Here is a 22,086-nt window from a genome sequence, read left to right on the forward strand (position 1 = left end):
CATTAATAGATAAAAGTCGTTGAAGCCAATGCAGGCGCCGTTTTCACGGAAACTACATATATTCCTTTATTAAAGTCTGATAAGTTTATTCGTTCGGAATAAACATCGTCATTATATTTCCGGGCAAATAATGTTTGCCCGGTGATATCATTTATCCTTACATCCTCTATCCTCTTTTCCGTCTTGATATGGAGCGTATCCGTCTCTTTCTCAACATAAACAATAAGAGGATTTTCTTGTTTCACTTCTGTAATTCCCGAACCGGAAGCATGAAGCAGCCGGATGGCAAATCCTCCTCCTTTAGCCATCGGAATGGAGAGTTTAGTATCTTTTGTGATTTCCATTCTTTCGCATACATATTGTTTAGGTTGCTCTCCCGATGCAGAAGTATCTTTAAAAATATCAGCCAGATAAGAAACGCCAGCTTCCAAGAAGCCGAAATCGACTTCCAGCGTTCTCGCAGTCCAGTCAGTCATGCCACCTACATACCAATCTTTTCCTTTCTGTTTCGCCACCAAAATATAATCTCCTAATTTAGCATCCAATGGAACTGTTTTGTCCCACACCACAGGTACAGTCGACAGAAAACTTAGTATATCCGAATATTTATTGTATTCGGTCGGAGAATCACACAAATAACCTATCCACTGATCATAAATCACATACATCGACAGTTCGTGTGCTCTGGTTCCCATACTCATCGGTGGAGTATCATCCTTATCAATCGGCTGGAATTCTTCTTGAGTTACATTTCTCATAGAACCTGGAGTATAATCTTCAGGACCGACCAACGAACGTATAAAAGGAAATTGTGTATGATATTCCGGTGTCAAAGTTTTTTCCCAGAAATTACATTCTGCACCACGAACAGCCTCAAAATTCAATATATTAGGAAAAGTACGATTTATTCCGGCAGGAACCGGACAACCATGAAACAATGCCACCATTTGGTGATTTGCCAAGCGTTGTGCAAAATCCCGTCCCCAACGCATAGCAATCTGATCATTACGTTCGAAAAAGTCAATCTTTGCCCCAGACACACCATAATCTTTCATCTTCTTAATCCAGTCTTCCGGATTTTCTCTAACACAACTCGCCCATGTCCAAACGATAATTTTCACATTCTTCTGTTTAGCATAAAGACACAAAGTACGTATGTAGCTCTCGGACCAACCCGCATCAAGTGTCATATATTCAATTCCATGTTGAGATGCCCAATCAACATAATACTTATATAACTGGAACGACAGATTATTATTTCCCGATGGGAAATCCACTCCCTCTAAAACAGCTTTATGCCACCATTCCCAAGCACTCTTACCAGGTTGAATCCACGAAGTATCGGTAAGACGGCACGGTTCCGCCAACATATACACCAATTCATTATTCAGTAAAGATTTATCATCATCAGAAACAATAATAACCCTCCAAGGGAAAGTACGGTTTCCTTCTGTTTTTGCAATATAATTTTCTCTTGAAATAACCAAATGGTTCGAATACCAATAATTAGGGTTCGAAGGATCTTCATCCATTACCTCTTTAGGATATTGGGCCCATTTTCCACGCATAGAATTCGGACCGTTTTGTTCCATATATAACCCCGGATAATCATATGTATCGGATTCTGTCACTACTATTTTATAAGAAGTGTCAGGATGAGAAAACAATACCGGAGAAACAGAGAAACGGTTATTGGTTATCTCTGTGGGAGCATTATAAATTTTATAGAGTCTTTCGAAGTTCCGGTATCCTTGATGAATCTGATGTACCTTTCCTTCTTGATCTTTTTCCCCAGAATAATTAGTATCACATTCCGGAAAATAAACTGTCGGAGTGAAAGTGAAATTAAATACGGCATCTTCGCTATTTATGATAATTTCTCCGCCCAACCGTGTGATAAACCGATAAGCTATGCCTTCATCGTAGGCCCTCACCAGAAGATCATAATCTTCCGTGAAAGAGATCAAAAGCTCGTTATAGGCCTCTCTCAGTGTTTTATTCTTTCCTGCTATAACTTCAATTGTCTGATCGACAACGTTTCTTGTAACATTTTTCACCGTTCCCCCTCCTATAATCATACCATTGGAAAGGTTGAGTCCGATAGGGGAAGATGCAATCAGTTGTTCGTTACCATGCCAAATTTCATAAGTAGTTCCTTTGTCTATCCGCAACTTTATTTTCAACATTCCATTAGGTGACATCGTTTCATATTCTTCAGCCTGTATATTCCATAGACAAAAGAAGATAAATAATGAAGATAAAATTAGTTTTCTATTCATATCATCTTATACATTAAATTGATTATTAATATAAAATTCAATACCCCGGATTCTGATCTTCCTCGCTTATGTCAGAATTATTCTTAATTTCTGTATCTGGAATAGGCCAACGCATATGGAACTCTTTTATCGTTCCCGATTTCTTAGCCCAAGGATTACGCTCTTTTATCAACTCAACAAATTTACCGGTACGAATCAAATCCATCCGTCTCCATCCCTCAAAACAAAGTTCACGAATACGTTCGTCCATTATCTGTACCCGAAATTCATCTTGTCCATAATTCCAAGCCATTTCATTAGGAAGAGTCCCGCCCCAAGCACGTGCACGTACTTGATTTACTACTGTATTCGCTTCTCCGGTTTCTCCAAGTTCATTCAAGCATTCGGCGTAACACAATAGCACATCCGCATAACGCAATACAATGAAATTTTTACCAGAATACCATTCGTTAGCCAAATTTCCGTTAAATTGGTCCGTACGTTCGTCTTCATACTTTTTAATATGCGGATCCAATTCATCAGCTCCCCAAGAAACCTCTGTAGGAGTAATGCCCAAATAAGTAAAATCATAGCGGATACTTTCATCTCTACGCAAATCTCCCTCTTCCCAAATACCTCCTTCAGACTTCGATTTATATGCATATTCCGTAGGTAACGCCACATCATATCCAGCAAAATAACAGCCCTCACCAAATGTAGCGACTACTGTACGGGATCCCATATCGAATTCCCAATGATTAATGCGGTTTACATTATCATAATCTAATTCGAAAATAGACTCAGGTGAATTAAACTCTAAATTTTCATCGAAAAGATTACTGTATTCAGAATCCAACTGATAACGGTCAAGCATTGCCTCAAAACTTTCCTTTGCCAATTTAAAATCTCTCATGCCGGTTTCCACTGGGACTGACATATAGGCTTTTCCCAACATAGCCAACGCCGCACCGGAAGTTGCACGCATCTTATCAGCAGATTCCGTATACCTATCTTTCAAAGACACAGATGCAAAAGTAAAGTCATCAATAATCTGTTTCCATACTTTCTCCAATGGCTGACGAGCCGAATTATTCATTGTAGCAATATCAACCACCGGAACCTCACCCCAATACATCGTAAGCTCCATCATTACCATAGCCCGTATAAAACAAGCTTCACCCTTCAACCGTTCTATTTCATCCAGCATTTCTTCTTCCTTAGTCGTCTCGGCAATTACGTCAAGTGCATAAATAGCATTCGCTGCAGAAATAACAATCGGCCACCTTCTTGACCACATTTTATCTACTTGTGTGGACATTGAATTCAATAAACCGTTGTAAAGATCGAGGCTGGCTTGAGTTGCATCGTCCATCTGTACTATGCCTTGTTTACTCTCGTCCAACCCCAACAGTGAGAAAGTCAATCCTTCCCGCCCCGATTTTGATTCACGAAACGCAGTGTACAGCCCATCAACTGTTGGTATAATATTCTTTAAATCAGAAAAAGCTTCCTGCTCCGTCAGTGATGTCTTAGGCTCTTGATTTAAAAAATCCGAACAAGAATATATGCTTAAAGAACCTGCTAACATGCAGGCCGCTATCAATCTGTTTATTTTTATCACGTTTTTCATAACTAACTATATTTAATATACCAATGAAGACTATTTACAATGAAACATTCAATCCGAAAACAAACATTCGTGTAGGTGGATACCAATCTCCCGTTTCCGGATCATATCCTTTATAAGGAGTCAAACAGAACACATTGGATACTGTAGAGTAAATCCGAAGATTTCCAATTCTCATTTTTTCCGATACTGACTTTGGAAACGTATATGACAAACTCAAAGTAGATAAGCGTAAAAACGAAGCATTCTGTACAGAAAAATCCATTTGACTGGCAGAAAAAGTATTGTAATACATCGTTTCGGTATCTGTAGGATCATTATAAATAGGACGTGGAAATTTAGCATCCGTATTTTCCGGTGTCCAACGATCAAGTAAATCAATGGAAGCAATTCCCGTCCCCCGACTCGTGATCAATGATTCATAGTAAGGACTCAACTTTTTACCTCCACATGAATAATTGAATACAGCATTCAACGTCACCCCTTTATATGAAAAATCTGTTGAAAAACCACCATAAAATTTAGGATCGGGAGAACCGACAATCACACGATCCTTATCATCGATCACTTTATCATCGTTTATATCCAATGGATAAAGATCTCCCGGATTAACCTGTCGTCCCGAAAAATCAATATTTTTTAAATGTTCCATATCTACCACTTGGGCAATGCCACCTGTTTTCCATATATAAATCGTATTACGTGACTCACCTAAAAACAAATTCCCTTCCTTTTGAAGATTACGATCAGCATCAATATTATAAACCGCATCATTATCACCGTAAAGTTGCGTAACCTTATTTCTATCGGCCGAAATATTGGCAGAAACATTCCACTGGATATTTCTTGTTGCAATCAGTTTGGCATTCAAGGCAAATTCGATACCTTTGTTTTCAATTGCACCGATATTTTCTATCGCTGAACTAAAACCGGATGTCAACGGTAAAGAACGCGTCATCAACAAATCCTTATTTTTTATAAAGAATGCATCCATTGTTGCAGTAATACGCCCATTCAAGAATCCCATATCCAAGCCGACATTGAATTGCCTCTGAGATTCCCAAGTAATATCTTTTGTACCTCTACTTCCTTTAGGTACATAAGTAACCTTTCCATCCTCAAGTTTGGCATCGTAAAGTGTATAAAATGCAAAATCATCAATACTCTGATTACCGACCAAGCCATATCCCAAACGTAATTTCAATTGGTTAAACACACGCTGTTCTTTCATGAAATTCTCCTCTGCAATGTTCCATGCAGCAGAAAAAGAAGGAAATAATCCCCATCGATGACCTTTGGCAAACTTAGAAGAACCATCATAACGCGCGGTAGCTGTCAAATAGTACTTACTTGCATAATTATAATCGGCACGTACTACATATGACATCAAGGTAGCCGTTACAAAATCAGAGCCGATAGACCGTTCATCCGTTTTGTAAGAAGCACCTATGTTATAATAAGAAAATCGATCCGTACCGTATCCTTTCCCTGTAGCATACGTATAATCCCGATCTGTCTGAGTAGCACTGGTACTAAACAAAGCATTTATTTTGTGTTTTCCAAATATCCGGTCATAAGAGATGGAATTATCCCATTGCCATACCATTCTTTGGTCACGGGTATGCTCTGCCTGTCCATCCTGAGAATAACGAATAGATTCCTGAATATCTTTCGGAGTGTATTTAAACCGATCTTCTTGAAAAAAATCAAGAGAAAACGAAGTACGGATATTCAATCCCTTTAGTGGATTTATATTCAAAAAATTGGTAGAAGACAAGCGATTGCGCCTGCGGTCATTCTCTATTTTTAAAGTGCGTATCGGATTAAAGTAATTATTATCCTCTATTCCACCATAATTCAAGGTGTAGATTTCCGAGTCAACCGGTAACATAGGATTAGCCCCACGTGCTTTATCATAAACACCATCATCCGAAAATATTTCAGATTCAGTATGAGAAAATGAGGTATTAGTACCGACTTTTAACCATGATTTGATGGAATAATCTGAGTTAATACGCCCATTATACCTCGTATCCCCAAGATTCTTGACCATTCCTTTTTTATTAGAATATCCGAAACTTAAATAATAGGCACCTTTTTCGGAAGCTCCACTAAAACTCAACGCATGATTTTGCTCTACACCAGTACGGGTCACTGCATCCAACCAGTCATAATTATCATTATTCTCATAGGCATCAAACTCATATTGTGCAAAGACATATCCTCCCGAGCCATCTTTAACATAAGGTGTCATCACCCGATTGGCCAAAAACGCATCAATTTCATCAACTGTTGCCTCCGGGTGACGCGCCGTAAACGAATTCATTGCCGCCTCTTTTCTCAATTCAAAAAGATCTCTTGTACCCATAGTTTCAGGAAGCTTCGCTTCCGTTTGAAAACCAACCCAACCATCATAGGTAATTCTGCCACTACCAATTTTACCTTTTTTAGTTGTAATCAAAACCACTCCATTAGAAGCACGCGAACCATAGAGAGCTGTAGCAGAGGCATCTTTCAATACCTCAATAGAAGCAACATCATTCAAATTGATAGAATTAAATCCACCTCCGAAGTTATCCATAACCAAACCATCCACTACATAAATAGGATCGGTAGTAGTATTAATGGTATTGATACCACGAATTTTAATAGTTGCATCATCACCCGGTTTGGCAGCATTAGAAATCAAGACTCCTGCAACACGCCCCTGTAAAGCTTGGTTTATACTGGTAACCGGTTTTTCTTCCAGCACTTTCGCACTAACACTTGATACAGCACCAGTCAAATCACTTTTTTTCAAAATAGTACCGACAACAACGACCTCTTCCAAATCTTGTGAACTGGTTTTCAGAGAAACGTTTATCAACGAGCGGTTCCTTACAGCAACTTCTTCCGTTTCATAACCCAAATAACTGAATACTAATATAGCATCAGACGGTACAGAAAGAGAATACTTCCCATCTATATCCGTAACAGTCCCCATTGTAGTACCTTTTACAGAAATACTTGCTCCTATCAATACTTCCGAATCAAGATTTCCCGTGACTGTACCCTCAACAGTTATGCTTTGAGCCGCCAATAAAGTACAACAAAATAATAGGGAGAAAAACCAAATTAATCTGTTTCTTTTCATAATACATCAAGATTAATAATTAAATGAATTTTATGTTATATATCCGGTTGTTAACTGCCCATTTAACAGATAATCAGAAAATGACAATAAGGTCCGGAAACTCTTTAAGCATATTATGCATATTACTGTTTCTTTTAATTATAAAATAAAATAGTAATTAATAATTTAATACATGCAAAATTAGGCAAAGACACATGAGCACACAATGGAGAAATATACTATAAACATGGACAATTCTATGGTTAAAAAAAAGATAAATATCCTTTCCTAAATTAATATGAAAAAAATAAGAACCCCTTTATGGAATCCTGTTCAAAACTGCATCTATAGAATAAAACATAGGATTTATGTATCACATTTAATTTAAATAAGGTATGAAAACAAATCGATTAAGAGCTACGATGTTCGGATTGCTGGTAGCAATTATTTCTTTGGGAAACGTGAATGCAGAAACATTCATAGTAAAAGGTAAAGTAACTGATGCCGCAGACGGTTCCGGTATTATAGGTTGCACAGTGCAGGTAAAGGGGACTACTCGCAGTACTATAACCAATGTGGACGGCGAATATACGATTCGCGCTGACAAAGGTGAAAAATTAGTATTTTCTTATATCGGTTACGAAAAGCAAGAAGCGGAGGTTAAGTCCGAGCGCCTGAATATTCGTTTAAAAACAAGTAGTCAGGTTTTGGAAGAATGTGTCGTAGTGGGCTATGGTACACAGAAAATGGTAAGCTTATGCGGTGCTGTAGGGCATGCTACTCCCGGCATCATGGCAAGCAGAATGGATGCCGACGGCATGAATGCAGAAGAGTATAAGGAGATTGCAGAAAATAATTTTAAGACCGTAAGCGAAAGCCCCCTGTCTACATTCTCAATTGACGTAGATGCCGCTTCTTACAGTAACATGCGCCGCTATATTAATAAAGGTGAACTTCCCCCTGCGGATGCGATCCGTACGGAAGAATTAATAAACTATTTCTCATACGACTACCCTCAACCTACCGGAAATGATCCAGTGAAAATCACTACTGAAGTAGGTGCCTGTCCATGGAATGTAAAACACCGGTTGGTCCGTATCGGATTGAAAGCAAAGGAAATTCCGACAGACAAGCTTCCGGTATCCAATTTAGTTTTTCTAATTGATGTTTCCGGTTCGATGTACGGTCCTCAACGTCTGGGATTGGTCCAGTCTTCTCTCAAATTGCTGGTAAACAATCTGCGTGATGAAGACAGAGTAGCGATTGTCGTATACTCCGGTTCGGCAGGAGAAAAATTGCCCTCCACCAGCGGAAGCGATAAACAGAAAATCCGTGAAGCTATCGATGAGCTGACCGCAGGAGGTTCTACCGCCGGTGGTGCAGGTATCAAACTGGCTTATAAGATGGCAAAGCAGAACTTTGTAAAAGGAGGAAACAACCGTATCATCCTTTGTACGGATGGAGATTTCAATGTCGGAGTGTCTTCGGATGAGAGACTGGAAAAACTCATCGAACAGGAGAGAAAGAGCGGTGTTTTTCTGACTGTATTAGGTTATGGAATGGGAAACTATAAAGACAGTAAAATGCAGGTCCTCGCAGAAAAGGGAAACGGGAACCACGCATACATTGACAATTTGCAGGAAGCCAACAGAGTATTAGTCAATGAATTCGGAGCTACGATGCACACAGTGGCCAAAGACGTAAAATTACAAATAGAATTTAATCCGTCGCAAGTACAGGCATATCGGCTCATCGGCTACGAAAGTCGTTTGCTGAAAGACGAAGATTTCAACAATGATGCCAAAGATGCAGGTGAAATGGGAGCAGGACACACAGTAACGGCTTTCTATGAGGTAGTACCCGCAGGAATCAAAAGCGATTTTACGGGTAAAGTGGACGATTTAAAATATCAAAAGACAAAACCGGCTCCTGCTGTGACAAACAATTCAAAAGAACTCCTTACTGTAAAACTGCGCTACAAAGCACCGGACGGAAATACCAGCAAGAAAATCGAACAACCCCTTATCGATGATAAAAAAGAAAAAGTATCTTCGGACTTCCGCTTTGCTTCTGCTGTTGCCATGTTCGGACAGCTATTGCGTGATTCTGACTTTAAAGGAGACGCCACTTATGATAAAGTAATATCCCTGGCTAAAACATCGCTTGACAATGACGAAAAGGGATACAGAAGAGAGTTTATCAGATTAGCAGAGACAGCCGAAGGATTAGCAAAGGATTAGCTGAATAAGAAAAGAAGAATAAAATGCCCCATGCCGCAGAAACTTGTGGCGTGGGTAAGAAACGAGAACTGTATCAAAATGTCAAAATAATATTCTTAAGTATGACTATCGGGCTTATTTGCAAACGGTAACAGTGCCAATTACAAAAGCCGCCTTCATTCCCACTTTGCGTTAATCAAATAGCTCATAATATAGTATATTTTGATGCAACATGCTTGCATCCTTTGCTTTTACCGGACAATTTATTCTTAAATATCCTATATTTACGTTTTTATTCTATTTACAAATGGTCAGAAGTCAAACAGCAATGAGTATAAAATCAAGAGTCTGATAGCGAATCTCTCGTTCTTCTAAGGTAATCTTTCGGTTCCTTTACGAGTCTTTTATCGTTCCTCTACGAGCAACAGAGGGAAACTCGTAGAGAAACCGAACCTATTTCGTAATGATAAACAGATTTACATGCAAAGATAAATACATATTTATCCGGATCAGGCTAAAATATGCGAAATGAAATGCATTTTATTACATCATTTTATGCATACGGTTCTCTATATCTGACTTTTCCAACAGAATACCTGTCATTAAAAAGACTGATATAGAAACAAAAAGGTTTATTTTTAAGAACAAATGCATCCCGGCAAAAAATAACTATGATCAGATAAGCTCATAACTGCTACTCTGAATAGGCATATCGAGATTATGCAGCACTTTCTCCAAAAGAATACCTTCACGGTTATCATACTCATAACCGAAAGTAGCGCGAATTCCTTGTAAAATAAACTGTGTAGCACGGTCAAGTGCAATAGGAAGGCTGTCACCTTGCAACAAAGCCCCGGTGATTACACTTGTAAAAGTATCCCCGGTTCCGGGATAATGAGCAGGCAGATAAGGACAAGTTACTTTCCAAAAGCGATTGCCGGTACGATTATAGGCGTATACAGATGTCTTATGAATGTCATTCAATACAGGAACACTGGTTATAATCACCACTTCCGGCCCTTTATCAGAAAGTTGACGAAGGTAGGATTTCAACTCTTCATCGGTATTTTGCTCTTTATAAGGCAGATCCAACAAATAAAATAGTTCGGTGAGATTGGGAGTGATCACATCGGCTTTCGTTACCAGTTGCCGCATCTCCTTGATCATCGAATCATGAAAATTGGCATATAGCTTGCCGTTGTCACCCAAAACCGGATCTACCACGACAAGGCTTTCCGACTGCCGGAAATCATCTATAAAATCAGCAACAATCTGTATCTGGAGTGGAGAACCAAGGTAGCCGGTATAGAACGCATCGAATTGTACACCAAGTTTCTTCCATTCGGAAATAATCTTTGGCATTTCATCGGTTAAATCCAAAAACGAAAAATTGGGATACTGTGTATGACTGGATAACACCGCCGTAGGCAACGGACAAACTTGAAAACCCATTGATGAAAGAATGGGAATAACTACCGTAAGCGAAACCCGGCCTACCCCTGAAAGATCATGAATTGCTACAACTTTCTTTACTTTATTTGCATACATAATATTAATAATTTGCCAATTAAATAATGTGTCAATGTGCCAATGTGCCAATGTGCCAATTGGCTGCGCTGTTATTTAATTGGCATATTGGTCAATTGATGTATCATTTAATTGGCACATTGACATATTGGCACATTGACACATTATTTATCATTTTAAAATTACCAGCACATCCCTCGCCCCGTGTGCTCCCATAACCAAAGCCTGTTCGATATCGGCAGTCTTTGACGGACCGGAGATAAACGTACCGAATTGATATTTCTCTTTTTTCACTTCCTCATAAGCTTCATGCATATTACTGACAATCCGGTTACGATCAAGAATAATCACTAATTTCTCTGCTATAAAATAGAGAGCTTTATACTTCACCGTTTGAGGAATCCAGACAGCACCATTCTCCGCAACACCGATTTCTCCGGCCACCACAGCTATCTCCGTACCGTTCAAATCCTGTGCACGGTCCAATTCATCCGGATTGAATGTAGCACATGTTATTTCATCCAGATTCGAAGCAATTCGACCGGCATCCGGATAAGTACGGCGAATGACCGCATTTATATCCTCCCCCTTACCCAATAGCACAGCCTCACCGCCTACCGCGCGACTTACCTCACAAAACTTCTCTATAACATCAGGATAGGTAGTCGCCTTTATCTCCCATTCCGGATAATCAAAACGCTTTTGCGTATTCTTACGGATATTAGCCAATATTTCTTCCCGACTACTCATTTCGTTTCCTCCTTTCCCTGTACCTTATTCTTCTTCCACATTTCATTGAACGATTCACCGGCAAACTTCGGCAATTCACGTCCCTTTCCCCAGGCATCCAGATCATTGTACTTGATAAAACGCGGCAAATGATTCACCAATGGTGCTGCCCACAAAGCCGCATTGAACCAAACAGGATGATCCATCAATATTTCCATACCACCGGACATTATTTTTTTCCCGGTATCAGCTTTTCCTATCTTATCCAATACCTGACGCCATTTATAAATTTGCTCTGCCAGATCGACTTTCGCCGGACATACATCGGAACAAGACAGACAAAGCGAACAGGCAGAAAGATTATCGTAATACTTTTCCGGATCGTGCGCCATACCTAAATTTATACCGATAGGGCCGGGAATGAAATAAGTATATGAATAACCACCACTACGGCGATAGACCGGACAAGTATTCATACAGGCGCCACAGCGGATGCAATTCAAAGTCTTGATATGATCGGGATGGGCAAGTATCTCGCTCCGCCCGTTATCTACGATAATGATATGATATTCGCCCCCTTCACGCGGTTTGCGATAGTGGGAGGTATAAGTCGTAACAGGCTGTCCCGTAGCCGAACGGGCCAGTAGCCGGGTAAATACCCCCAATGCATCCATATCGGGAACAATCTTTTCAAGGCCGAAAGCGGCAATATTCAAGGTAGGACAGGAAGTTCCCATATCCGCATTCCCTTCGTTGGTACACACCACTATATCCCCGGTAGACGCTACGGCAAAGTTGGCTCCTGTCATGGCAGCTTCTGCATTCAGAAAGATATTTCTCAGATTCTTACGGGCGGCATGCGTCAGATAAGTAGGATCAGAATTCCCTTTCTCCGTACCCATCTCTTTTTCGAAAAGTTCTCCCACTTGCTCACGCTTAATATGGATGGCAGGCAGCACGATATGACTGGGCGGCAAGTGCATCAACTGCAAAATACGCTCACCTAAATCGGATTCCACCACATCGATCCCTCTTTCTATCAGAAACGGATTCAACCCGCACTCTTCGGCAAGCATAGACTTGCTTTTAACGAAACGCTTCACCCCGTGACTGTTCAGAATCTCATAGACAATGGCACAATATTCATCGGCATCCTTTGCCCAATGCACTATGGCGCCATTGGCAGTCGCATTCTTCTCAAACTCTACCAGAAGTTCATCGAGATGGCTATTAGAATAAAGTTTCAGTTCACATGCCTTCTCACGCAGATCCTCCCATTCGGGAACCTCCTTACTCATCTTATCTCTTTTGGCACGAACCATCCAAAGGGTTTCGTTGTGCCATGCCGCCATCACAGGGTTCTCTAAGAACTTCCCGGCAGCCTTTGCATGCTTGGTACTCATAATTGTGATGCTAAGATTTCTACTATATGAACAATTCTGATAGGCAGTTTCTCACGCTCGATGATGCCTTGCATATGCATCAGACAGGAACTGTCGGCCCCGGTGATATATTCGGCCCCGGTTTCCATATGATGCCTTATTTTATCACGGCCCATACAGACAGAGACCGCCTGCTCTTCGACGGCGAACATACCGCCGAAACCGCAACATTCGTCTATATGGCTCGGTTCAAAGATTTCAATACCATCGACCAATTGAAGCAGGTCACGCAGTTTATTAAAATAAGGGATATTCAGTTCACTCGGAGCAGACAGGAAAAGTTCACGTACGCCATGACAGCTATTGTGGATGCTCACTTTATGCGGAAAACGGGCTTCCAGCCTTTCTGGCTTTATCACATCATGAATAAAATCGCAGAGATCATAAATCTTACCGGCACTTTCGCACAAATGTCCTTCTTTGGCAAGGATACCCGGATGATTCAGTTTGACAAATGCCACACAACTACCCGAAGGCCCAACAATATAATCATACTGCTTGAACAGATCATCGAACCGTAGAGCGAGTTTTAAAGCTTCGCCTTCAAAACCGGCATTTGCCATAGGCTGTCCACAACAAGTTTGATCCAGGGGATAATCTACATCCACACCTAAACTTTTCAAAAGTTTATACGATGCCACCCCCACATTGGGATAGATGGCATTGATGTAGCAAGGAATAAATAAACCTACTTTCATAATCAATAATTATAAGCTACGAGTTACGAACTACGGGCATCCTTCCGAAAGAATACCATATAGCCGGCAGCAGCCCGTAACTATTACAAAATATTTATCAGTTTGTGCGTTTGCAGGCTTAGTCTCCATTTGGGGTGTCGCATCACGCAATCCACCGTTGCTGCGGTGTTATTACAAGAACAAGGCTGGAGGAAAAAATGTTCGGCGGGAAGTAACTCATAAACGTCAATATTTTGTCCTTCGTACACTACTTTCACTTCATCCATTCTGTTTAAACCCAATTTTACACCTTGCTTGGGCGAACAGGTTATCCAATCGATAGCCGCCGGCAGAGGGCGGGTACCATTCGTCTCGATACAAACATATTTCCCGGCCTGATGCAAAAGACCGATCAAGTGATCGTCAATCCACAAGGAAGGTTCGCCACCCGTAAGTATCACCATTACAGCCGGGTATTTCTTTACCTCGGCTATAATCTCCTCATCCGTCATCATCACCCCCTCTTCATGGCGGGTATCACAAAAGCCACACTTCAAGTTACACCCCGAAAAACGGACAAAAACAGCGGGAGTACCTGTGTGATACCCCTCTCCTTGTAAACTATAAAAAATTTCGTTAATCTTTCTCATAGACAGCCGTATTTGACTCGGATTCCTGCACTTCCACTTTGAAGCAATGAGGCACTTGTTCACAAACCCAACGGGCTATATTTTCGGCAGTAGGATTAAAAGGAAGTACTTCATTCAGATTACGGTGGTCCAATCTTTCTTTCACCGCTTTTTTGATCAGGCTGAAATCCACTACCATTCCGTCGGCATTGAGTTCTGCAGAACGGCAGTACACCGTGATAATCCAATTGTGACCGTGCAGATTCTCACATTTACTGCGATAAGAGAGGTTCAGGCTATGCGCAGCCGATACCTCGAGGCGTTTTATTACTGTATACATCGTCATATATATTAAAAAAAGTCCCTGCATCTAATGTCACCTCGATGCAGGGGCAAAGTTAATACAAATTCAGATTTTCATTCTGCAAACCTCGTTATTTTTTCTACATTTGCAGCATGAAAACCATCTGTATCATTTTAGGAACCGTTTCGCTGGCATTAGGTATTTTAGGCATCTTTCTGCCATTATTGCCTACCACCCCTTTCCTGCTGCTGACGGCTGCGCTCTATTTCAAAGGGTCGCCCCGCTTGTATCAATGGTTACTGAATCAGAAACATCTCGGCCCTTATATCCGTAACTTTCGCGAAAATAAGGCGATCCCCTTGCGTGCCAAAATCATCTCGTTAGTGCTCATGTGGGGCACCATGCTCTATTGCATATTCTTTCTCGTCCCTTTAGTATGGGTCAAGATACTCCTTTTTCTGATTGCAGTAGGAGTCACTTATCATATACTTTCCTTCAAAACATTGAAAAAGTGAGACAACCCGGTACGGGCATCAGCCAATTTATCTTCCCAATGCTTCACAGAATTCTGACCGATCACATCAGAAACATATTTTACCGAAATAAAAGGAATCTCTTTAGAATTACATACGAAAGCCTGTGCATATGCTTCCATATCTACCACATCTCCCTCTATATCAGTCAACTCTGTAAGAAAACTATCTCCGGTATTGCAGGTAGCCGACTCCGTCCAATGCTTACAGAACCCTTTCTGTTCAAGCAACGCAGAAGTATCCAACTGATAGCTTAATCCGAGTCCTGCCAACTTCTGCATATCACGGTCAATAAAATGACGGCAAACAAAAATATCGCCTACCTTATGATGAATCGTCCCTGCCGTCCCCATATTTATTACAATATCCGGTTCCACCTGACGGATAGCTTCCGCCAAATGAAAAGCTGCTTTTACTTTGCCGATGCCGGTACGTACATAATACACTTCTGCATCGGGCCACTTAATCTCTGCGAATTCGCCTTGTACAGCGTAGGTTACTAATATTTTCAACATAAAATCATTCTTTAAAAACCTGTTTTTTATACGCAAAGATAAAATAATAATCTCAAAAGCTAAAGTATATTCCTGATAGATAGCAAATAATCCTCGTCCATTCACCATTTATTTTATAATATAACTTTTCAGCGCTTCCACGTATTCTTCAAACGCATCCACTCCCTGTGGGGTAATCTTACAGATCGTACAAGGCATTTTTCCTTTAAATGTTTTCGTTATCTCCACATAACCGGCTTTGTTCAGTTTATCGATCTGTACACTCAAGTTTCCGGCTGTAGCCCCCGTCTGCTGACGAATATAGACAAAGTCCGCTTCCTCAACAGAAATAAGCAACGACATCACCGCCAAGCGAAGTTCGGAATGGAGTAACGGATTCAGTTCTTTAAACATTGCTTCTCTTTGCTTTACGATTAACCATATGTCCCGGAATAATCATTACGACTGTAATGGCAAGGGCAAAAGCAAAAACCTGTCGTAAAGGTCCTTCCACAATTGAATTGATATTGAAAAGCATCCCTAACGAAATAGCGATTCCAAAAGCGGAGCAGTTATAAAACGATTTCTCTTGGATAACAGATCCTGTTATTCCTGCACCCACGGATAACACCAACAGAAGCAACGGCAATATAGCGATATTATTTCCATAATTCAAGGCCAAAAGGGCAATGATAGCACAAGTTCCTCCTACTATTTGCCAAACATTCGAAATCACTTTATCGACATAACTCATCGTTTTCTTACCATTCCGCCGGGAAACCCAATAAGTATACAGACATCCTATCACCGGAATCACAGTCCCCAACCAGAACCAGCTCTGATTTCCGGTAATATAAAGTAATAGGAAAATTGCTATGGAGACGGCAAGAGTCAAATATCCCCAAAATAGAAAACTATTACCGCTTCCTACAACCAACCCTTTTTTACTATTCTGAATCATCTGGGTAATCAATGCCAGACTTTCTTGTTCATTCAATTTCTTATTTTCCATGTTCTTATTATTATTTTAATTGTCTGCTACTCAACAATGCATACAAAGAGATCAGCAGCAAAGGTAAATGATATATTCCTAAATAAAATCCGGTGGGATTGGCAAACTGCCCCATATTATAGATACCGATAATTAACCCTACCATAGCAGTGACCCGGTAGGTTACCATGTTTATAGTGGGACGGCACAAGGTAAGCAATATCAGAAACACGGGTGTCATTGGGCAAAAAGCAAGTGATGCAAAACCGGAAAACAGATAAGCGGGATTGAAATCAGGTTTCGCATTCTGTAGATTCATCGGAAACCACAAACAGAAAAATGCAACGGGAACCAACCAAGCTGTTTTCCAGTTCAAATTCGAAAATGTGTACTTATTCTCTCCTTTCCAAGAATCACGAAACCAGACAAAGGCCACAAACAGCATCATCACCAGATTGACCGTCACTACGCTGACACCATATTTATTGGTTACAGCAATGCTTTGAATGATTGCATACAGCAGATAGCAACATCCCACATAAGCGGAAAAGAACCGGCCGATCCTGTCACGAAAAAACAACAGGGCAACAATCAGCGCAAGCGCCATCCACTGAAAAACAAATGAATAAGGATAGAATCGGTTGATCAATGCATGCCCCAATGTAGTAAAGACAATCTGTCCGGCCTCTTCAAAACGGAAACCTTTCGTTGCCATCGGCATCAATACAAATTGCAAAGCTATCAGCACTAAAAAGAATTTCCAGGAAGTGCAAAAACGTCCGAAACGTGTTGAAGTCTCTTTCATAATTATTTGATTTTTATGTCCAGTCCGTTTTCAAATATGACACGATCCAAATAAGTCTTAATCAGTACCGGCTTTTCATGCCTGCCAAACAAAAACGTACCTATTCCTCCAAACACAGGTATCAAAAACCAACCATACATACTATAATACTGATGTGTCAACATCCAGCCTGCATAAACCAACAGAGAAGTTAAAACCGTAGCGTATCCCCCAATCAAAGCAGGGCCTCCGGCATTCTCCCTCACATTCCTTTTGCTGTTTCGAATCATCCGGGCAATAAGTTCCAGGCTCTCTTGCTCATTTAATTTTTTATCTTCCATGACACGTATTTATTTGTTGTTAAATGTATTATCAGAAATTCGAATCCGTGGCAAAGATAAGTAGTTTATTTTATAAACCAAATTGTATTATAAATTATTTTATGCCATCAGATACCCCGTTATGCTATACAAGCCCAATTATGGTAAATAATAAGAAATAAAAGTATATCTTTGGAACATAAAGATATATACATCAAAATCACTATATATCAAACAGATACATACATCCAATGTAATGTACTGAATAAGTTGACACTTTCTAAATCAAAAAAAAGTATGTCAACCAAAAGAAAACCTCACAGAAAGTTTACAGAATTGGAAAGTAAGTCTTATATTCGCGAGTATCTTTCCAGCTCCGACCGTCGGAAAACATTTGAACGACGTAATGGATTAAGTTTAGGTACATTGTCCCGCTGGATGAAAATGTACGAGATAGAAGATCCTAAGATGCAAAAATCCATCATTGATCCACAGCTGATAGACGAAGACTCAGCGGCCCTTATCGCTCAGCTTCGTGCTGAAAATGAAACGTTACACAAGTCTAACCGTCAACTTCAACGGGATTTGGATACGACAAAGATGCTTCATGAAGCCTGCGAAGTGCTTATTGATCTGACAGAGCAGACCTATCATATCCCCGTGCGAAAAAACTCAGATGCCAAGTAATCGACACCTTGTCACAGAGAGGCTCGGTCAACCGTAAATGCGGTGGTCTGAACAGACTCTGTGGTTACTTCGGCATAACCAGACAAGGTTACTATAAACATGTGGACAGACAGTGTGAAGTTAATGTTTTGAAGACAAGTATTGTTCTGTATTGCAAAGAATTAAGAACTTTAATGCCCCAATCGGGTATGCGTGAGCTATATGTATGCTGTGTTCGTTACTTTAAGGAGAAAATGGTGATAGGTCGTGACCAGTGCTATGAGATATTCCGCTCTAATGGTCTGGTCCAGAGGAAGAAGCGTGTACGTCCCAAAACAACGAACTCCAATCATAATTATTATATATATCCTGATTTGCTGAACACGGCACCTAAGTTCGTAGCAAGCACAAGCGGAAGTATGGTTGTGGCAGATATTACCTATGTCTCCACCAGGGATGGCTGGGCATACCTGTCCTTGCTTACTGATAGCCACAGTCGTGCAATAGTAGGCTATTCGTTCTATCCTACATTGACAACGGAAGGCCCGATGAAAGCTTTGGAGTCAGCTTTCCTGTTTTACAGAGAGAACGGGATAGACATCAGCGGGTTGATACATCATTCAGACCGTGGGGTTCAATACTGCTCAAACCAATACGTTGACACGTTAAAAGCACAACATATAAGCATAAGCATGACACAGTGTGGTGATCCTCTGCATAATGCATTGGCCGAGCGGATGAACAATACTATTAAGAACGGATGGCTCTTTGACTGCGGGAAGGAGACTTTTAACCAGGTGGAAGAACGTATTAAACAGGCTGTGTACACATATAATAATATCCGGCCACACCAAGCTTTGAAAATGCGCACACCAATGGAAATTATAAAGGAGGAGAAGGTATGAAAGTGCCCCGACTCAGGTTGTGCTCGTCGGGACGGGTGGTCACGCCCCTTGCCGCACGGCGATCCCCGACCAAGGATATTTCTTGGCAAACGAGATAATAACAAAAATCAGTTCAACAACATTGGAATAAATAGAATAATTAGCATTATATTTGGAAATCCAAATAGGACAACTACAGTAGGGCTAACAAACAGAAATGTAAACCTATTCAGGTATTGAAAATTGTTGAGTGAACGAATACAGTAATAACAATCGAAGTTGTCAACTAAATCCAGTACACATCACAATCAGAATTAGGCTATCAAAACATCCGGATGTTGTCCATCAAAACACCCGGATGTTGTCCACCACTACATCCGGATGTTGTTACCTAAAACATCCGGATGTTTTCATCGCCAATTATAAGAGTGATCAACATAAAGAAATTAGAGGAATACAATTTAAAAGTATATCCTTCATTCCAGCTTAATAATGTTCTCATCTATTCCTTCAATAGCAATTTTCAAGTAAAACACGCAATTTCTGCTGCAAAGTTTTTGTAATACCAAACTTAATCGTATTTTTGTGTACAATTTTGGTGTAGTAATGACAGAAGAAGAAAAAAAGCTATTAAGTACCTTTGAAGCAAGACTACGGCATTTAATCTATCTTCACGATGAATTAAAGCGTGAAAATGCTGAACTTAAGGAACTTCTCAAAGCAGAGAAGGAACAAAACGAAAAGGTATTGGCTGAGTACAAAGAACTGGAAACAAGCTACACAAACCTAAAAACAGCAACGACAATCAGCCTTAACGGCAGCGATGTAAAAGAGACAAAGCTGCGATTGTCTAAATTAGTGCGTGAAGTCGATAAGTGCATCGCTTTATTAAATGAATAAATAATGGAGATGTATGGACGATAAATGGAAAATAAATCTGTCGATGGCCGATGCTACTTATCCGGTCTGGATCAAACCGGAGGATGAGGAGATAGTAAGAAAGGCCGCACAACAGGTAAACGATATTTTAAAAGAATATAGGGAGAAGTGGCCTAACGTAGAGAAAGAAAGGATTATGACAATGATCGCTTATCGCTTTTCATTGGAAAGTTTGCTCGAAAAACAACGTAACGACACGACACCTTATACCGAAAAAATAACAGAACTGACGAAAACACTTGAAGAACACTTCAAAAAGGAGTAGAATCATTGCTTTTGTCAGTGGGGAATAGAAAATCCACGCACTGCAAAATATACGGAAGGAGGTTTTTCCGCATATTTGGCGGTGCGTTTTTATTTATACTTAAATTAAATTACAATGTTAGTAACAATAGTAGCATCCATTGCTTGCTTCATCGTAGGTGGCATATTGTCATACGTATTATTTAAATACGGACTGAAAGCCAGATACGACAATATCCTCAAAGAAGCGGAGACAGAAGCAGAAGTAATCAAGAAAAACAAATTGCTGGAGGTTAAGGAAAAATTCCTCAATAAGAAAGCAGATCTGGAAAAAGAGGTAGCCCAGCGTAACCAGAAAATTCAGCAAGCTGAAAACAAACTGAAACAACGCGAAATGGTATTAAGCCAGCGCCAGGAAGAGATTCAACGCAAAAAGGCGGAAGCTGATGCCGTAAGAGAAAATCTTGAAGCCCAATTGGGAATCGTTGACAGAAAGAAAGAAGAACTGGACAAACTGCAACAGCAGGAGATAGAAAAACTGGAAACAATCTCCGGTTTATCTGCCGAAGAAGCGAAAGAACGCCTGGTAGAATCATTGAAAGAGGAAGCCAAGACACAGGCACAGTCGTACATCAACGATATCATGGACGATGCGAAACTGACGGCCAGCAAAGAAGCCAAACGAATCGTAATACAATCGATCCAAAGAGTAGCGACAGAGACAGCTATTGAAAATTCCGTAACCGTATTCCACATTGAGTCCGACGAAATCAAAGGACGCATCATCGGTCGTGAAGGCCGTAATATCCGTGCTCTGGAAGCGGCTACCGGTGTAGAAATCGTTGTAGACGATACTCCGGAAGCAATCGTTCTTTCCGCATTCGATCCTGTACGTCGCGAAGTGGCTCGTCTGGCCTTGCATCAATTGGTAACAGACGGACGTATTCACCCGGCACGTATTGAGGAAGTGGTAGCCAAAGTGCGCAAACAAGTAGAAGAAGAAATCATAGAAACCGGTAAACGTACTACCATCGACTTGGGCATTCACGGATTGCATCCGGAACTGATTCGTATCATCGGTAAGATGAAATACCGCTCTTCCTATGGTCAGAACCTGTTGCAACATGCTCGCGAAACGGCCAATCTCTGTGCTGTGATGGCATCGGAATTAGGTTTGAATCCGAAAAAGGCAAAACGCGCCGGACTGTTGCACGATATTGGTAAAGTGCCTGATGAGGAACCGGAATTGCCACACGCATTATTGGGTATGAAGCTGGCAGAGAAATTCAAAGAAAAGCCGGATATCTGCAATGCCATCGGTGCCCACCATGACGAAACGGAAATGACAAGTCTTCTCGCTCCTATCGTACAGGTATGTGATGCTATCTCCGGAGCACGTCCGGGAGCACGCCGCGAAATCGTAGAAGCGTATATCAAGCGTCTGAACGATCTGGAGCAGTTGGCCATGTCTTATCCGGGCGTAACAAAAACTTATGCCATCCAAGCCGGACGTGAGTTGCGCGTTATCGTAGGTGCAGACAAGATAGATGATAAGCAAACGGAAAGCCTGTCGGGCGAAATCGCTCAAAAGATACAGGATGAAATGACTTATCCGGGCCAGGTGAAGATTACCGTAATCCGTGAAACACGTGCAGTAAGCTTTGCTAAATAATAAGATCAAGAAGAAAAATCATCAAGATAAGGGCGA

The 22,086-nt window shown here is 40.7% G+C and carries 21 protein-coding genes; 7 read left to right on the forward strand and 14 right to left on the reverse strand.

What is annotated here, in order from left to right:
- Positions 1-2: 2 nt before the first annotated feature.
- From HMPREF1532_RS03150 to HMPREF1532_RS03160, 3 genes are read right to left on the reverse strand one after another with little or no spacing between them, the layout of a single operon-like run.
- Positions 3-2,279, reverse strand: a complete 2,277-nt coding sequence (locus HMPREF1532_RS03150) for a glycoside hydrolase family 97 protein (RefSeq protein WP_005924686.1) — start codon at positions 2,277-2,279, stop codon at positions 3-5.
- A 37-nt stretch (positions 2,280-2,316) separates the two neighbouring features.
- A complete protein-coding gene (locus HMPREF1532_RS03155) occupies positions 2,317-3,888 on the reverse strand; it encodes a RagB/SusD family nutrient uptake outer membrane protein (protein ID WP_005924689.1) in 1,572 nt (523 codons plus the stop codon).
- A 34-nt stretch (positions 3,889-3,922) separates the two neighbouring features.
- The gene (locus HMPREF1532_RS03160) at positions 3,923-7,018 is read right to left on the reverse strand and encodes a SusC/RagA family TonB-linked outer membrane protein (RefSeq protein WP_005924703.1); all 3,096 of its coding nucleotides are present in this window, start codon (positions 7,016-7,018) and stop codon (positions 3,923-3,925) included.
- Between the two features lie 374 nt (positions 7,019-7,392).
- On the opposite strand from HMPREF1532_RS03160, the gene HMPREF1532_RS03165 reads away from it, so the two are divergent.
- Positions 7,393-9,237: a vWA domain-containing protein gene (locus tag HMPREF1532_RS03165; protein WP_005924706.1), complete on the forward strand. Its 1,845-nt coding sequence runs from the start codon at positions 7,393-7,395 to the stop codon at positions 9,235-9,237.
- Positions 9,238-9,891: 654 nt separating this feature from the next.
- On the opposite strand, the gene HMPREF1532_RS03170 is transcribed toward HMPREF1532_RS03165, so the two are convergent.
- From HMPREF1532_RS03170 to HMPREF1532_RS03195, 6 genes are all read right to left on the reverse strand, one after another.
- The gene (locus tag HMPREF1532_RS03170) at positions 9,892-10,764 is read right to left on the reverse strand and encodes a pyridoxamine kinase (protein ID WP_005924709.1); all 873 of its coding nucleotides are present in this window, start codon (positions 10,762-10,764) and stop codon (positions 9,892-9,894) included.
- Positions 10,765-10,914: 150 nt separating this feature from the next.
- The gene (locus tag HMPREF1532_RS03175; RefSeq protein WP_005924712.1) at positions 10,915-11,493 is read right to left on the reverse strand and encodes a LutC/YkgG family protein; all 579 of its coding nucleotides are present in this window, start codon (positions 11,491-11,493) and stop codon (positions 10,915-10,917) included.
- Positions 11,490-12,875 carry a lactate utilization protein B gene (locus HMPREF1532_RS03180; protein ID WP_005924715.1) on the reverse strand — a complete coding sequence of 462 codons (1,386 nt, stop codon included), beginning with the start codon at positions 12,873-12,875 and terminating at the stop codon, positions 11,490-11,492. Before HMPREF1532_RS03180 ends, HMPREF1532_RS03175 begins: the two co-directional genes overlap by 4 nt.
- A complete protein-coding gene (locus tag HMPREF1532_RS03185; protein ID WP_005924719.1) occupies positions 12,872-13,612 on the reverse strand; it encodes a (Fe-S)-binding protein in 741 nt (246 codons plus the stop codon). Before HMPREF1532_RS03185 ends, HMPREF1532_RS03180 begins: the two co-directional genes overlap by 4 nt.
- An 83-nt stretch (positions 13,613-13,695) precedes the next feature.
- Positions 13,696-14,241 carry a 7-carboxy-7-deazaguanine synthase QueE gene (locus HMPREF1532_RS03190; RefSeq protein ID WP_005924722.1) on the reverse strand — a complete coding sequence of 182 codons (546 nt, stop codon included), beginning with the start codon at positions 14,239-14,241 and terminating at the stop codon, positions 13,696-13,698.
- The gene (locus HMPREF1532_RS03195; protein WP_005924724.1) at positions 14,228-14,560 is read right to left on the reverse strand and encodes a 6-pyruvoyl trahydropterin synthase family protein; all 333 of its coding nucleotides are present in this window, start codon (positions 14,558-14,560) and stop codon (positions 14,228-14,230) included. The genes HMPREF1532_RS03190 and HMPREF1532_RS03195 overlap by 14 nt, the downstream gene beginning before the upstream one ends.
- A 116-nt stretch (positions 14,561-14,676) precedes the next feature.
- On the opposite strand from HMPREF1532_RS03195, the gene HMPREF1532_RS03200 reads away from it, so the two are divergent.
- Positions 14,677-15,039, forward strand: coding sequence for a YbaN family protein (locus HMPREF1532_RS03200; RefSeq protein WP_005924727.1), 363 nt, complete (start codon positions 14,677-14,679; stop codon positions 15,037-15,039).
- Here the strand turns inward: HMPREF1532_RS03200 and HMPREF1532_RS03205 are convergent.
- The 5 genes from HMPREF1532_RS03205 to HMPREF1532_RS03225 all read right to left on the reverse strand — a co-directional run bounded on the left by HMPREF1532_RS03205 (position 15,006) and on the right by HMPREF1532_RS03225 (position 17,667).
- On the reverse strand, positions 15,006-15,572 hold the full coding sequence (locus HMPREF1532_RS03205; RefSeq protein WP_021936224.1) for a 5'-methylthioadenosine/S-adenosylhomocysteine nucleosidase family protein: 567 nt from the start codon (positions 15,570-15,572) through the stop codon (positions 15,006-15,008). The genes HMPREF1532_RS03200 and HMPREF1532_RS03205 overlap by 34 nt on opposite strands.
- Positions 15,573-15,680: 108 nt before the next feature.
- Positions 15,681-15,965 carry a winged helix-turn-helix domain-containing protein gene (locus tag HMPREF1532_RS03210; RefSeq protein ID WP_005924733.1) on the reverse strand — a complete coding sequence of 95 codons (285 nt, stop codon included), beginning with the start codon at positions 15,963-15,965 and terminating at the stop codon, positions 15,681-15,683.
- The gene (locus tag HMPREF1532_RS03215) at positions 15,958-16,563 is read right to left on the reverse strand and encodes a hypothetical protein (RefSeq protein WP_005924736.1); all 606 of its coding nucleotides are present in this window, start codon (positions 16,561-16,563) and stop codon (positions 15,958-15,960) included. Before HMPREF1532_RS03215 ends, HMPREF1532_RS03210 begins: the two co-directional genes overlap by 8 nt.
- 10 nt (positions 16,564-16,573) lie before the next feature.
- Positions 16,574-17,347, reverse strand: coding sequence for a hypothetical protein (locus tag HMPREF1532_RS03220; RefSeq protein WP_005924739.1), 774 nt, complete (start codon positions 17,345-17,347; stop codon positions 16,574-16,576).
- 2 nt (positions 17,348-17,349) lie between these two features.
- Entirely contained in the window at positions 17,350-17,667 is a 318-nt protein-coding gene (locus tag HMPREF1532_RS03225) for a hypothetical protein (RefSeq protein ID WP_005924742.1), read from the reverse strand.
- A 276-nt stretch (positions 17,668-17,943) separates the two neighbouring features.
- Here HMPREF1532_RS03225 and HMPREF1532_RS03230 point away from each other — a divergent pair, with 276 nt between their 5' ends.
- The 5 genes from HMPREF1532_RS03230 to rny all read left to right on the forward strand — a co-directional run bounded on the left by HMPREF1532_RS03230 (position 17,944) and on the right by rny (position 22,050).
- The gene (locus tag HMPREF1532_RS03230) at positions 17,944-18,333 is read left to right on the forward strand and encodes a hypothetical protein (protein ID WP_005924744.1); all 390 of its coding nucleotides are present in this window, start codon (positions 17,944-17,946) and stop codon (positions 18,331-18,333) included.
- 8 nt (positions 18,334-18,341) lie between these two features.
- Positions 18,342-19,217, forward strand: coding sequence for an IS3 family transposase (locus HMPREF1532_RS03235; RefSeq protein WP_167556078.1), 876 nt, complete (start codon positions 18,342-18,344; stop codon positions 19,215-19,217).
- A 585-nt stretch (positions 19,218-19,802) separates the two neighbouring features.
- Positions 19,803-20,096 carry a hypothetical protein gene (locus tag HMPREF1532_RS03240; protein WP_044093756.1) on the forward strand — a complete coding sequence of 98 codons (294 nt, stop codon included), beginning with the start codon at positions 19,803-19,805 and terminating at the stop codon, positions 20,094-20,096.
- A 13-nt stretch (positions 20,097-20,109) separates the two neighbouring features.
- Entirely contained in the window at positions 20,110-20,400 is a 291-nt protein-coding gene (locus HMPREF1532_RS03245; protein WP_005924751.1) for a cell division protein ZapA, read from the forward strand.
- A gap of 114 nt (positions 20,401-20,514) precedes the next feature.
- Positions 20,515-22,050 (forward strand): ribonuclease Y, encoded by a 1,536-nt coding sequence (gene rny, locus HMPREF1532_RS03250; RefSeq protein ID WP_005924754.1) that lies wholly within the window; start codon positions 20,515-20,517, stop codon positions 22,048-22,050.
- Positions 22,051-22,086: the final 36 nt, after the last annotated feature.

The sequence above is a fragment of the Bacteroides salyersiae WAL 10018 = DSM 18765 = JCM 12988 genome (genome assembly GCF_000381365.1).
GTDB classification, from domain to species: domain Bacteria; phylum Bacteroidota; class Bacteroidia; order Bacteroidales; family Bacteroidaceae; genus Bacteroides; species Bacteroides salyersiae.

Bases quoted from the DNA above. Each gene is read 5' to 3' on its own strand.
- HMPREF1532_RS03150 (WP_005924686.1), bottom strand. From the start codon at position 2,279: ATGAATAGAAAACTAATTTTATCTTCATTATTTATCTTCTTTTGTCTA.
- HMPREF1532_RS03155 (WP_005924689.1), bottom strand. From the start codon at position 3,888: ATGAAAAACGTGATAAAAATAAACAGATTGATAGCGGCCTGCATGTTA.
- HMPREF1532_RS03160 (WP_005924703.1), bottom strand. From the start codon at position 7,018: ATGAAAAGAAACAGATTAATTTGGTTTTTCTCCCTATTATTTTGTTGT.
- HMPREF1532_RS03165 (WP_005924706.1), top strand. From the start codon at position 7,393: ATGAAAACAAATCGATTAAGAGCTACGATGTTCGGATTGCTGGTAGCA.
- HMPREF1532_RS03170 (WP_005924709.1), bottom strand. From the start codon at position 10,764: ATGTATGCAAATAAAGTAAAGAAAGTTGTAGCAATTCATGATCTTTCA.
- HMPREF1532_RS03175 (WP_005924712.1), bottom strand. From the start codon at position 11,493: ATGAGTAGTCGGGAAGAAATATTGGCTAATATCCGTAAGAATACGCAA.
- HMPREF1532_RS03180 (WP_005924715.1), bottom strand. From the start codon at position 12,875: ATGAGTACCAAGCATGCAAAGGCTGCCGGGAAGTTCTTAGAGAACCCT.
- HMPREF1532_RS03185 (WP_005924719.1), bottom strand. From the start codon at position 13,612: ATGAAAGTAGGTTTATTTATTCCTTGCTACATCAATGCCATCTATCCC.
- HMPREF1532_RS03190 (WP_005924722.1), bottom strand. From the start codon at position 14,241: ATGAGAAAGATTAACGAAATTTTTTATAGTTTACAAGGAGAGGGGTAT.
- HMPREF1532_RS03195 (WP_005924724.1), bottom strand. From the start codon at position 14,560: ATGTATACAGTAATAAAACGCCTCGAGGTATCGGCTGCGCATAGCCTG.
- HMPREF1532_RS03200 (WP_005924727.1), top strand. From the start codon at position 14,677: ATGAAAACCATCTGTATCATTTTAGGAACCGTTTCGCTGGCATTAGGT.
- HMPREF1532_RS03205 (WP_021936224.1), bottom strand. From the start codon at position 15,572: ATGTTGAAAATATTAGTAACCTACGCTGTACAAGGCGAATTCGCAGAG.
- HMPREF1532_RS03210 (WP_005924733.1), bottom strand. From the start codon at position 15,965: ATGTTTAAAGAACTGAATCCGTTACTCCATTCCGAACTTCGCTTGGCG.
- HMPREF1532_RS03215 (WP_005924736.1), bottom strand. From the start codon at position 16,563: ATGGAAAATAAGAAATTGAATGAACAAGAAAGTCTGGCATTGATTACC.
- HMPREF1532_RS03220 (WP_005924739.1), bottom strand. From the start codon at position 17,347: ATGAAAGAGACTTCAACACGTTTCGGACGTTTTTGCACTTCCTGGAAA.
- HMPREF1532_RS03225 (WP_005924742.1), bottom strand. From the start codon at position 17,667: ATGGAAGATAAAAAATTAAATGAGCAAGAGAGCCTGGAACTTATTGCC.
- HMPREF1532_RS03230 (WP_005924744.1), top strand. From the start codon at position 17,944: ATGTCAACCAAAAGAAAACCTCACAGAAAGTTTACAGAATTGGAAAGT.
- HMPREF1532_RS03240 (WP_044093756.1), top strand. From the start codon at position 19,803: ATGACAGAAGAAGAAAAAAAGCTATTAAGTACCTTTGAAGCAAGACTA.
- HMPREF1532_RS03245 (WP_005924751.1), top strand. From the start codon at position 20,110: ATGGACGATAAATGGAAAATAAATCTGTCGATGGCCGATGCTACTTAT.
- rny (WP_005924754.1), top strand. From the start codon at position 20,515: ATGTTAGTAACAATAGTAGCATCCATTGCTTGCTTCATCGTAGGTGGC.